Source organism: Shewanella sp. 4t3-1-2LB, from assembly GCF_017368415.1.
GTDB classification, from domain to species: domain Bacteria; phylum Pseudomonadota; class Gammaproteobacteria; order Enterobacterales; family Shewanellaceae; genus Shewanella; species Shewanella fodinae.
Genome location: NZ_JAFNJD010000012.1, coordinates 35,846 through 48,059 on the forward strand (window position 1 = coordinate 35,846; position 12,214 = coordinate 48,059).

The window sequence follows — 12,214 nt, forward strand, 5'->3', positions numbered from 1 at the left end:
TCATGTTTACCGGGATCATTGAAGCTGTCGGGCATCTTCGGCGTATCGAACGTCGTGGTGATGATATTCGTTTGACCGTAGCCAGCGGCAAGTTGGATTTAAGCGATGTGCAGTTAGGTGACAGTATTGCCACCAATGGCGTGTGTTTGACCGTGGTGGAACGTTTAACCGACGGCTATGTTGCCGATATTTCGGCGGAAACTGTTAGCCTCACTGGCTTCAATCATTACCAGGTCGGCCAGGTGGTAAATCTGGAAAAAGCGGTGACCCCCAGCACCCGCTTAGGCGGACATCTGGTCAGTGGGCATGTGGATGGACAGGCGCGGGTAGTGGAAGTGACTGCTCGCGGTCAGGCTACTGAATACTGGCTGGAGGCGCCACAGGCGTTGGCGCGTTATATTGCTCACAAAGGTTCAATTGCCATTGATGGCGTTAGTCTGACGGTTAATGAAGTTAACGGTGAGCGTTTCCGGCTGACCATCGTGCCGCACACGTCTGGCGAAACTACATTGCCACTATTGAAAGTCGGCGATAGCGTGAATCTGGAAGTGGATCAGATTGCGCGCTATCTGGAGCGGTTGATGCAACAGACTGCAACCGTGCAATCGACAGCGGGCGTTTCGTTAGCGCAACTCGCCAGAGCCGGATTTATCCGCTAGCAAGTCGCATTTTTCTGGTTATGCACTGGAGCTTGGCCGAATACCGGTTAGAATTCATCACACTTAATTACCGCAAAGCCGTGCCGTGCATGGCTTTTCGGAATGTAACCTGAAGTTTGTACATGGGGTTGTATCATGGCGTTACACAGTATTGAAGAGATCGTCGAAGATATTCGTCAGGGCAAAATGGTGATCCTGATGGATGATGAAGACCGGGAAAACGAAGGTGACATTATCATTGCCGCTGAGAAGATCACCCCGGAAGCCATTAATTTTATGGCCCGCTATGGCCGAGGGCTTATCTGCCTGACCTTGACCAAGGCACGCTGTCAGCAGTTGCATCTGCCTTTGATGGTTCGCGATAATGGTGCCCCTTTTGCCACCAACTTTACCGTTTCCATTGAAGCAGCCGAAGGCGTTACCACTGGCATCAGTGCTCATGACCGTGCCGTAACTGTGCAAAAAGCGGTTGCCAAACATGCCAAACCTTCAGATGTAGTGCAGCCAGGTCATATCTTCCCGTTGATGGCGCAAGATGGTGGTGTATTAGTGCGCGCGGGTCATACCGAAGCCGGATGTGACTTAGCGCGTCTGGCAGGATTAGAACCTGCCGCGGTGATTGTGGAAGTGCTTAATGAAGATGGCACTATGGCTCGGCGGCCTCAGTTAGAGGTGTTTGCTCAGACGCATGGCATTAAAGTCGGCACCATTGCGGATTTGATTGAATACCGCAACAACACCGAAACCACCGTGATCCTAGAAGGTAAATGCCAGTTGCCCACCCGTTTTGGTGAGTTTGAACTGCACGCTTTCCGCGACACCATTGATAACCAACTCCACTATGCGATGGTGCGTGGCGACATCCAGGATAACCTGCTGGTGCGGGTACATCTGCAAAATACCTTCCATGACCTGCTGTATTCCGAACGCGATGAGGCTCGCAGTTGGCCGCTGGATAAGGCGATGTCGCTGATTGGCAAAGAGGGCGGCGTGATGTTGCTGCTAGGCAATCAGGAACCGATGGCCGATATTATTGCCAAGGTGAAAGCCTTTGAGGCCGAAGACAAAGGTGAACAACTGCTGCCTCCACGCCTCAAAAAAACCTCACAACGGGTCGGGGTCGGTTCTCAGATCTTGGCAACCCTTGGCGTTAAACGCATGCGTTTACTGAGTTCAGTGAAGCGTTATCACTCTTTGGGTGGTTTTGGACTGGAAGTAACGGAATATATTCCGGACGACACCGACGGTAATTAAACGATATTTCGTAAATCTCAGCGGCGCAGGTGGGGATTGCATGCTATCATAGCGCCAATTTTTGCCCTTAGCTGGGTGCTCTTTAGTTTAGTTAGGTAACGACATGAACGTGGTTCAAGGTAATATCGAAGCAAAAAATGCCAAAGTGGCAATTGTAGTGTCCCGCTTTAACAGCTTTATCGTGGACAGCCTGTTGGAAGGGGCACTGGATACACTGAAACGTTTTGGTCAGGTGAACGAAGACAACATCACTGTGGTGCGAGTTCCTGGTGCTTATGAGTTGCCGTTGACCGCGCGTCGTGTTGCTGCCAGCGGTAAGTTTGATGGCATTATTGCACTGGGTGCGGTGATCCGGGGTGGTACACCACATTTTGACTTTGTTGCCGGTGAATGCAACAAAGGTCTGGCGCATGTAGCTCTGGAATTTGACGTGCCGGTCTCTTTCGGCGTGTTGACCACTGACACCATCGAACAAGCGATTGACCGTGCTGGCGTCAAAGTTGGGAACAAAGGCGGAGAAGCTGCGCTGAGTTTGCTGGAAATGATCAACGTGCTGCAACAGCTTGAGCAACATCTGTAACGGGAAATAGCATGAAACCTTCTGAGCGCCGCAGAGCCCGCCGTTTAGCGGTACAGGCCATGTACTCATGGCAGTTGAGCGGGAACAATATTGCAGACGTTGAACACGAGTTTCTGACCGAGCAGAACATTGATGGGGTTGATGTGCCCTATTTTCGCGAGTTATTTGTTGGTACAGCTGGCAAACAGGCTGAGTTGGATAAGCTGGTGACGCCTTATCTGGAACAGCGTCCGTTGGATGAAGTTGATCCGATCGAAAAAGCGATTTTGCGACTGGCTGCGTTTGAACTGAAGTACCGCAAGGATACCCCGTTCAAAGTAGTGATTAACGAAGCCATCGAACTGGCGAAGACCTTTGGTGCGGAAGACAGCCATAAGTTCGTTAACGGTATTCTGGATAAGCTAGTTAATAGCAAGTAATTGCGGGACTCGATAAACGGTATCTTCGGGTACCGTTTTTTTCATTGCCAGACGGGAGGTCGGCGACGGCCAGAGTAACAATGAAAGAATTCCAACTGATAGAACATTACTTTACCGGCCAGAGTCAGCATCGCAAAGATGTGAAACTAGGCATCGGTGACGATTGTGCGCTGGTAAAACCAGCAGAAAATAAACTGCTGGCGATCTCCACTGATACGCTGGTGGAAAATGTACACTTTTTACCACAAATGCCACCGCAGGCGTTGGGCTATAAAGCGCTAGCGGTCAATCTGTCAGATCTGGCGGCGATGGGTGCAGAACCCGCTTGGATGACACTCGCGCTTACCATGCCAAGCGCCGATGATGTGTGGTTGCAGGGCTTTGCTGCAGGCTTATTTGAAGCGGCTGATTACTATATGATTTCGCTGGTAGGTGGTGATACTACTCGAGGCCCGAAATCCATCACCATTACCGTACATGGGCAGGTGCCGGAAGGTAAAGCACTGACCCGTAAAGGCGCTAAACCCGGCGACTGGATCTATGTCACCGGGACTTTGGGTGATTCTGCTTTGGGGCTGGATATTCTACAGGGCAGGCAAAGCACTAGTAATGAGCACCGCGAATTTCTGATTAATCGGCACTACCATCCGTCACCACGAGTGTTAGCTGGGCAATCGCTACGTGGCCTGGCGTCCAGCGCCATTGATCTTTCTGACGGGCTTAATTCCGATATCCGTCATGTACTGAAGGCATCCGGTGTCGGGGCGGTGATCGATGTGGAGAAATTACCGTTATCACCAGCAATGCGTGATAGCGTGACGCTGGAAACGGCACTTAATTATGCGTTGTGTGGCGGTGAAGACTATGAGCTGCTGTTTACTGTGCCAGAAGCCCAGCGGGGAGCTTTGGATACAGCGTTGAGTCATGCCGGGGTACGTTTTACCCAAATAGGTCAGATCCAGCCAATTAACAAACTCAAATTGCAGTTTAAGGGTGAAGAGTTTGTACCAACGCAACGTGGGTTCGAGCATTTCCAATGAGTTTTTTTTCTAAAGACAAGACACTGGCAGCGCTTAGTCTGCGCAACCCTATCCATTTTCTGGCACTGGGTTTTGGCAGTGGTCTGGCGGCCATCGCTCCTGGCACTTTTGGTACCTTGGCTGCCGTGCCCTTGTATCTGTTGCTTAGCTTGTTGCCATTATCGACCTATGTCATTGTCACCCTTATTGTTTGTGTCGCAGGGATTTATATCTGCGACAAAACCTGTCGTGATCTCGGTGTGCATGACCACAAGGCGATTGTCTGGGATGAAGTCGCAGGTTATCTATTGACCATGCTGGCGGCTCCTGTCGGCTGGCAGTGGCCGTTAGTCGGTTTTGTGCTGTTCCGCTTTTTCGACATCGTCAAACCCTGGCCGATCCGCTGGTTGGATAGAAACGTAAAAGGCGGTCTTGGCGTTATGGCCGATGATATTCTCGCTGGTGTAGTTGCTTGTCTGGTATTACAGCTGCTTGTGTTGTGCTTCTGAAAATAAGGGTTAGTCCCTTTGGTGACTGTTGCCGTAATTCTCTATGACATGTTAACCGCTGTAGGTATCAGAATTTCCTAGCTGCAGTTAGCAAAAAGCCGCATTGCTGCGGCTTTCTTGACAGGTTTGGCTGTTAAACCAGATACACGTTCAAGGTACAGGCACCGTGGGCACCAATGACCAGGGCTTGTTCAATGTCGGCGGTTTTTGATGGACCAGCAATGAACACGCCAAAACCGGTATTATCCAGACTGATTTTTGCCAACGCTTGGTGCATGTTGGCGACGATATCTTCGGCTTTCAGTACCAGCATCAGGTTTTCACAGATGAACGGGGCAATGCGGATCCCCGCAAGATCTTCTGTTACCCAGATGGAACCATTCTCTGCAACACCCAATTGCCCTGGGATCACCGCATAGTTGATATCTTTCAGCTCATGGGGATCGCTTGGCACCTCACGGTTACCGGTGACGGCATCCACTCTGGAGATTACCTGTTTACCTTCGGCAATCAGCGCATCGACTTGGCTTTGCAGCGCAGCTAACGCATTGTCTCTAATGAGCGTGCCGCCACAGGCCTTAAGACCGGCTTCATACTGACCGATGAGATCATCCAGACGGGGGGCAATCTCAACTTTGGGCATCGGATGTTCAGGCAGAGCCACTGATTTAAGCGCTGCCAGTATTTCGGCTTTACTGGACATGTTATTTGCTCCTGTTCTTTTTGTACCATGCCTCAAAACTGGAGGCGGGCGCTTTTGGCAATTCACGGTATTTACCCCATGCTCCGGCGAAAGGCTTGAGCAGGCTCCCCGGCAGATAGCGCAGACTGAAGCGCGCCACACTCATGGCACAGTTGAGCAGGGTGGGGCTGGACATCATTTTGCCGACCATTGGCATATAGCCAGCTTTGCCATAAGGCAGCTTGCCAGCCTCGGCTTTTAGACGCCGCTGGTAGGCAATAATGTTGTGTAGTGGTACTTTTGTCGGGCAGACATAGGTACAGGAACCACACAAGGTACAAGCCCAAGGAATAGTGTTGGTGTCGTCTTGATTAGAACCAACGGCAATACCGATAGGGCCAGGAATAAAATAGTTATAGCTGTAGCCACCACTGCGGCGATAAACCGGGCAGGTGTTCATGCAGCCGCCACAGCGGATACATTTCAGGCTTTCAGCCAAGAGTTTGTCTTTCAGCATTTCACTGCGACCATTGTCGACGATGATCACATGCATTTCGCCACCGGGTTTAGGCCCGTTATAGAAACTGCTGTAAGTGGTGATCAACTGACCAATGGCGTTGCGTGCCAAGGTACGTAACAGTACTGATGCCGCTTCGTTGTTGGGGATCAGTTTGTCAATCCCCATGGAGTGCAGGGTCAACTTTGGCAGATTGCAACCCATGTCAGCATTACCTTCGTTGGTACAAACCACGATGGCGCCGTCTTCGGCAATTGCCATGTTGACCCCGGTCATCCCCGCATCTGCTGTTAGGAAGTGCTCACGCAAGTGAGCTCGAGCCGAACGGGTCAGATAGGTTGGGTCACTGGCACCTTTTTCGGTGCCGATTTTGTTGTGGAACAGCTCACCCACTTCCTCTTTTTTCAGATGGATCGCGGGCACCACGATATGTGATGGCGGCTGCTTGTTGAGCTGGATAATACGCTCACCCAAGTCGGTATCGATGACTTCAATCCCTTTACTTTCCAGATAAGGATTGAGATGACACTCTTCAGTCAGCATCGACTTGGATTTCACCAGTTTTTTCACCTGGTGTTTACTGAGGATTTCATGGACGATGCGGTTGTGTTCCTGACCGTCTTTGGCCCAGTGCACAATAATGCCATTCTTCTGGCAATTGGCTTCAAACTGCTCCAGATATTGTGGCAGATGGGTCAGGGTATGCAGTTTGATTTCGGAGCCAAGTGTCCGCAGCTCTTCCCATTCTGGGATGGCCGCTGCAGCACGGTCGCGTTTCTGACGCAATAACCACAGGGCTTTGGAGTGCCAGTCTACACGGGCTTCATCTTTGCAAAATATATCGGCCTTTTCGGCGTGGCCAACGCTGGTTTGTGCTTGTGACATCACGTGGCTCCCTAGATAGCGTCGTTGAGGATCTGCGCCAGATGGCGGATTTCAATCGGCAGTTTGTGGCGGCGGATCAGCCCATCCAGATGCATCAGGCAGGAAGGGTCAAAGCCGACGATATATTCTGCCCCAGTTTTGGCATGGGCCTGCGCTTTGTCATTGCCCATTTTCGCCGATACTGCGCCTTCATCCATGGCAAACGTACCACCAAAACCACAGCATTCATCACGCGGTTCCGGATAGAGGATCTCAACCCCAGGGACTTTTTCCAGCAATGCTGCCATTTTGTTGAACCCAGGCTTCATGGATTCACTGGCATTGGCTAATTCCAACATACGCAGCCCGTGGCAGGATAACTGCAGGCTGACTTTATGTGGGAACGCTCGTGGGAAGCTGTCTACTGGTGACACATCATGCAGGAATTCGGTCAGTTCGTAGAGTTTGTCGATGACCGCCTTGGCTTCAGGGCTATTGTCATATTCGTGGAAATTTTCTTTTGCAGCCACCAAACAAGAGGCTGCCGGGCAGACGATGGCGTCACATTCAACGCCCTTAAAGGCGTTAAGCAGTTTCATCACGGTACTGCGGGCTTCGTTAAAACAGCCTGAGTTGGTCATGGGTTGACCACAGCAGGTCTGTCCTTCCGGCAGTATCACGTCATGGCCCAGTTTTTCTAGTAACTCCGTTGTGGCAATCGCTACCTGTGGCAGCAGCTGATTGACCAGACAAGGAATAAATAAAGCTATCTTCATGGCGTTTCCTTAGTGCTTTTATCAAGGTTGCTCACATTCGGACCGGTGGCAGTTTGGCTCACTGCTTCAGCTTATGTTGATTGCCGATTACCGTATGCGCTAGCGAATATATACCTTCGGCTAGCAGAGCAACAGTGTCTATTCAGTAAATGACAAAATGTATTTTCTCAAAAATGATAAAATATAACTATTTGATTATTATTGTTTATTTTTGATTTATTATTGGTATCTATCCAACGAAATTTTATTACATCGCATAAATGAAAAAAGGGGAGTAAATACTCCCCTTATTTTCTGCTTATCAGCGGCTGCATTCTTCCAGCAGGTACGCCAGATGGCGGTACGACACACCACTGTGGTGGCTCAAACCCACTTCACACATGCGGTTGGCGTAGTAGCCCTCATTGACCTCCGCTGGCAACAATTTCTTAATGTTACGCAGGGCGGTAGCATTGATTTCTGGCTTGTACAGACCTTTTTCGCCAGCATAGCCACAGCAGTCAATACCTGCGGGTTTTACAATGCTGTCGGCACAGGCCGCAGTGATCGCTTCCATTTTCGGTTCGATATGCATCTTGCGGGCTGAACATCCCAGGTGCAGTGCCACCTTAGGTTTCTTGGTCAGCTTCAGCTTAGGCATCACTTCATCGTGGAGGAAGTCCACCAGATCGAGGATCTTGAAGTCTGGGTTGCCTGTCAATGTACGGTAGGTGCACGACAGCGCATCAATCACAATTGGTATTTCACCATTGTTGGAGATCTTCCGCAGTACTTCAATCAGCTCGTCACGTTTACCGTTAGCGTTTTTGAAGTCGCCTTTGGATTCCCACATCTGACCACAACATAGGCTGCGGGTCTTTGGTGGCGTGATGATGTTGTAACCGGCGCGTTCCAGCAGCGTAACCACTACATCTGGCAAGGTACGGTCATCTGGGTCTACTGGTGTCGGGCCAAAGGTACGACCGCCACAAGCAGCAAAGTAAACAACGGTGGGCTGGCCTGGTTTTGGCGTGGATGGCTGTGGCAGATTACCGCCTTTCGGGAAATCTGGATTCCAATATGGCACTTCAGCTGAAAGCGCTCGGCCAGCTTTCATCATACCGCCAGTGATGCTGTCACCAGTCACTTTATGGATGATGTTGAGAATGTTGAAGCCACTGCTTAGCACAGTATTCACGGCGCCCCAGTTCTTTGCTTGGAAATCCAAGACCTTCTGCTGGGTGCTGGTGATATAAGGGGTACGCAGTTTACGCACCAACTGTCCCATGCTGTTGTCGACCGGACAGGCGATAGTACAAAGTTGGCATGCGGCGCAGGTATCAACCACATCATACTTGGCCGCAACCCGCATTTTTTCCGCAGCTTCTTTGTCACCGCTTTGTTCTAAGCGGGCAATTTCACGCAGGGTGGCAATACGTTGTCTAGGGGTCAGATTCAGTGCTGAAGTCGGACAGGTTTTTTCACAGAAACCACATTCAATGCAGCGGTCTACGAAATCATCAACCACCGGGCATGGCTTGATGTTCTTTACGTGAACTTGTTTGTCATCATTGAGGATTACGCCAGGGTTCAGCAGTCCTTGTGGATCGAAGATCTGCTTGATGCTCTTCATCAGTGTGTAAGCTTCATGACCCCACTCCAGTTCCACAAACGGCGCTACCGCACGGCCTGTACCGTGTTCGGCCTTCATTGAACCATCGTACTTGTTGATCACCATATCAGCGACAGCGTCCATGAAGTCATGGAAACGGGTGATATCGGCTTCAGAATGGAAGGTCGGTGTAATGATGAAGTGGAAGTTACCCGCTAGTGCATGGCCGTAGATAACCCCTTCATGATAACCAAACTGGTGGAACAGCGCGGTCAGATCATGGGCACAGCTCGCCAGATGCTCTACTTCTACCGCAATGTCTTCAATGATAACCGAGGTGCCTTTTGGACGCGCACCACCGATAATCGGGAACAGGCCTGAGCGCATTGCCCAATATTTACCATATACCGCAGGATCGGTACTGAAGGTGATAGGGCGTTCAGTCTCAATGTGTGACAGTTTTTGGATCACGTCCTGTGTGTATTTTTCCAGTGTTTCTTTGTCGTTGGCACGAGACTCAATCAGCAGAATTGCAGAACCTTCCGGCAACTGGCTGAGCCAGTCTGGCATCCCAGGCTTACCGGTCACCGCTTTGATTGAGGCCCAGTCCAGCAGCTCGCCTGCGGCCACACTTTCGCCCTGGATGGGCGGAATGGCGCGAGCGGCATCTTCCATATTGAAGAATACGGCTAGTGCAGAGGCTTTAAATTTGGCTTCATCAACGGTGTGGTAGGTCACTTCGTTAACAAAGGCCAGTGTCCCTTCGGCGCCGACTAATACATGGTTGATAATGTCAAACGGGTCTTCAAAATCTACCAGTGAATTCAGGCTGTAACCTGTGGTGTTTTTAATTGCATATTTTTTGCGAATGCGCGCTGCCAACGCCTCATTGGCACGCGCCATTTCGCCCAAATTCTTCAGCGATTCCAACAATTCGCCGTGCGATTTGCGGAACGCTGCTTTTGATGCGTCAGAGCCGGTGTCCAACTCAGTACCATCTGCCAAAACCAGTTTAACAGAGGAGATTGTCTGGTAACTGTTTTGTGCAGTACCACAACACATACCAGAAGCATTGTTAGAAACGATACCGCCCACCATGGCTGATGTCAGCGTTGCTGGGTCCGGGCCAATCTTTTTATTCAGGGGTTTCAATGCCGCATTAGCATCGGCACCAATGACGGCAGCGCCCAGCGTCACCTTATTGGCGTCGGCACTGATATTAATGGTACGGAAACCATCAAATCCCAGCATTAGCAAAATACCTTCGCCGATCGCTTGACCGGAAAGACTCGTCCCAGCAGCCCGGAAGGTCACCGGTGCTTGATACTGGCGGGCAACTTCTAGGGTCTTTTTCACATCATCGAGCGATTCAGCGTGAACAACCACTTCCGGCACAATGCGGAAATAACTGGCATCAGTCGACCAGGCAAAGCGTCGTACTGGGTCATTACTGACGGCGCGTTCCCCGAGTAGCTGGCGCAGACTTTCAGTTACAGCTTGATAATTGATTGACATAAGACATCTCTTTTGAACATTAACCCACATGAGTTGGCAGGGGCTACGTCGGCCCCTGCTTCCGGTCTGTTATATGTTGTGTTTAAAAACCGCCCCATACAAAGGCGATTGTGCCAGCTAGTAGGGCATAACCCAGTGCTACCGGCATGGTTTTACGAATAATTTCTGATTCACGGCCTGCCATACCTACCACTGTTGCCGCAGCAACCACGTTCATCACACACATCATATTACCAGCATTTGCGCCCATACCCTGCAACGCAAGGATGAGAGTGTGATTACCGTTGATATTTTCGGCAACACTGTACTGCAGACCTGAGAACATCATGTTAGAGAAGGTGGCACTACCTGAGAGGAATGCCCCGAAAATACCCACAATTGGTGCCACCCATTCCCAGATGGAACCGAGGCTAGAACCCAACAGGTTGGCCAGGGCGACTGGCATGGAGGATAAGCCAGCTTCGTTGGCTCCCGAGTTCAGGAAGATTTTCACCATAGGTACTGATGCACCGAGGGAAATGATGGTTGGGATCATCGATTTGCAGGAAACGGTGACAGAGTTTTTGATGGCATTACCGTTCATACGGAACAGGAAGAACCCCAAAATACATACGGCAACGAAGAATGCGCCAGGCGCATACAAGGTGGCAAAACTGGCCTTCAAGCTGGTGCCCATAATGCCGGTAATGCTGATGTTAAAGCCAGCCAACCAAGCTTTCAGCGGTGCCACAGTACGGGACAATACCAGCAAGGCAGCCATAATCAGATAGGGTGTCCAAGCCGCAAATTGACTGAAGTGGGCTTCAGCATGAGCAACGGCTGCACCTTCTTCATTTTCCGCAAAATCATGCCAGGGTTGTTTCGGCAGCAGCCAGCCTTTACGAGCCACTGGGATCACCAGTGCCATACCGACAAGCGCCCCAATCACTGATGGGAATTCTGGACCCGCAAAGTAGTTAATCAGCCATGCCGGTACGGTAAAGGCTAACCCAGCAAACAAGGCAAATTTCCAGATGGCCAGACCTTCTTTAAAGGACTTTTTGCGACCAAAGAATCCGGTCAGAATCGCTACCATTACCAGCGGGATGAGTGAACCGACAATCAGGTCCATAGAGATCATGTGCATGGCGATGAAGCGACCATAGCCAGCATAGGTTCCACCATGTTCAGCAATCTGAGCTGCCGCCATACTGGTGCCCCCCTGCAGCAGGCCCTGTTCCATACCGAACAGTACCGGCAGACCGATAGCGCCGAATGATACGCAAACTGAGTCAGCGATCAGCGCTACCACTGCAGCGGCTACCGGCGGAATACCCAACAGCACTAACAGTGGTGCCGCAATTGCCGCTGGTGTACCAAAACCTGCTGAACCTTCGATAAAAGAACCGAAAAGCCAGCAGATAATAATGACCTGTACCCGCGCGTCGGCACTGATGTTAGTAAAACCTGCGCGGATAGTGTCCATTGCCCCCGAATATTTCAATGTGTTCAACAGGAATACCGCACCAAAGATGATGGTCAGCGGAGTGATGGCGGCCAACAGGCCTTCCACTACTGAAGCTGCCAGCAGATTGGTATCCATGTGCCAGATAAACGCCGCCGCCAAACCAGTGATTACCATAGAGATGGGCATCGCTTTGGACGCTGGCATACGTAACAACACCAGGAACAGCATGACGCTGATTACTGGGCTAAGACTAGCTAGAAGTTGCAGAAAGGTCATGTTTGCCTCTTGTTTTCATGTTGCTTGTAGTTGTTGTCATTATTCCGGTCTGCTCCCCCAAATGGATGACAGCCGGTTATTTAGTTATGTGTGGATAATCTTTGCT

At 50.6% G+C, this 12,214-nt stretch carries 11 protein-coding genes; 6 read left to right on the forward strand and 5 right to left on the reverse strand.

What is annotated here, in order from left to right; all coding sequences use genetic code 11:
- The first annotated feature begins 2 nt into the window (after positions 1-2).
- From J3L11_RS06465 to J3L11_RS06490, 6 genes are all read left to right on the forward strand, one after another.
- A complete protein-coding gene (locus J3L11_RS06465; RefSeq protein ID WP_207570526.1) occupies positions 3-659 on the forward strand; it encodes a riboflavin synthase in 657 nt (218 codons plus the stop codon).
- A gap of 135 nt (positions 660-794) precedes the next feature.
- Positions 795-1,913: a bifunctional 3,4-dihydroxy-2-butanone-4-phosphate synthase/GTP cyclohydrolase II gene (gene ribBA, locus J3L11_RS06470; RefSeq protein WP_207570527.1), complete on the forward strand. Its 1,119-nt coding sequence runs from the start codon at positions 795-797 to the stop codon at positions 1,911-1,913.
- 103 nt (positions 1,914-2,016) lie between these two features.
- On the forward strand, positions 2,017-2,493 hold the full coding sequence (gene ribE / locus J3L11_RS06475; RefSeq protein WP_133039243.1) for a 6,7-dimethyl-8-ribityllumazine synthase: 477 nt from the start codon (positions 2,017-2,019) through the stop codon (positions 2,491-2,493).
- 11 nt (positions 2,494-2,504) lie between these two features.
- On the forward strand, positions 2,505-2,912 hold the full coding sequence (gene nusB / locus J3L11_RS06480) for a transcription antitermination factor NusB (RefSeq protein WP_133039242.1): 408 nt from the start codon (positions 2,505-2,507) through the stop codon (positions 2,910-2,912).
- An 80-nt stretch (positions 2,913-2,992) separates the two neighbouring features.
- Entirely contained in the window at positions 2,993-3,952 is a 960-nt protein-coding gene (thiL, locus tag J3L11_RS06485; RefSeq protein ID WP_207570528.1) for a thiamine-phosphate kinase, read from the forward strand.
- Positions 3,949-4,440 (forward strand): phosphatidylglycerophosphatase A, encoded by a 492-nt coding sequence (locus tag J3L11_RS06490; RefSeq protein WP_133039240.1) that lies wholly within the window; start codon positions 3,949-3,951, stop codon positions 4,438-4,440. Before thiL ends, J3L11_RS06490 begins: the two co-directional genes overlap by 4 nt.
- Before the next feature lie 133 nt (positions 4,441-4,573).
- Here J3L11_RS06490 and J3L11_RS06495 read toward each other — a convergent pair whose 3' ends face one another.
- The 5 genes from J3L11_RS06495 to J3L11_RS06515 all read right to left on the reverse strand — a co-directional run bounded on the left by J3L11_RS06495 (position 4,574) and on the right by J3L11_RS06515 (position 12,108).
- Positions 4,574-5,143 (reverse strand): LUD domain-containing protein, encoded by a 570-nt coding sequence (locus J3L11_RS06495; RefSeq protein WP_133039239.1) that lies wholly within the window; start codon positions 5,141-5,143, stop codon positions 4,574-4,576.
- A 1-nt stretch (position 5,144) separates the two neighbouring features.
- Positions 5,145-6,524, reverse strand: a complete 1,380-nt coding sequence (locus tag J3L11_RS06500; RefSeq protein ID WP_207570529.1) for a lactate utilization protein B — start codon at positions 6,522-6,524, stop codon at positions 5,145-5,147.
- An 11-nt stretch (positions 6,525-6,535) separates the two neighbouring features.
- Positions 6,536-7,279: a (Fe-S)-binding protein gene (locus J3L11_RS06505; protein ID WP_133039237.1), complete on the reverse strand. Its 744-nt coding sequence runs from the start codon at positions 7,277-7,279 to the stop codon at positions 6,536-6,538.
- Positions 7,280-7,580: 301 nt separating this feature from the next.
- Positions 7,581-10,385 carry an FAD-binding and (Fe-S)-binding domain-containing protein gene (locus J3L11_RS06510; protein WP_133039236.1) on the reverse strand — a complete coding sequence of 935 codons (2,805 nt, stop codon included), beginning with the start codon at positions 10,383-10,385 and terminating at the stop codon, positions 7,581-7,583.
- Between the two features lie 82 nt (positions 10,386-10,467).
- Entirely contained in the window at positions 10,468-12,108 is a 1,641-nt protein-coding gene (locus J3L11_RS06515; RefSeq protein WP_133039235.1) for an L-lactate permease, read from the reverse strand.
- Positions 12,109-12,214 lie beyond the last annotated feature (106 nt).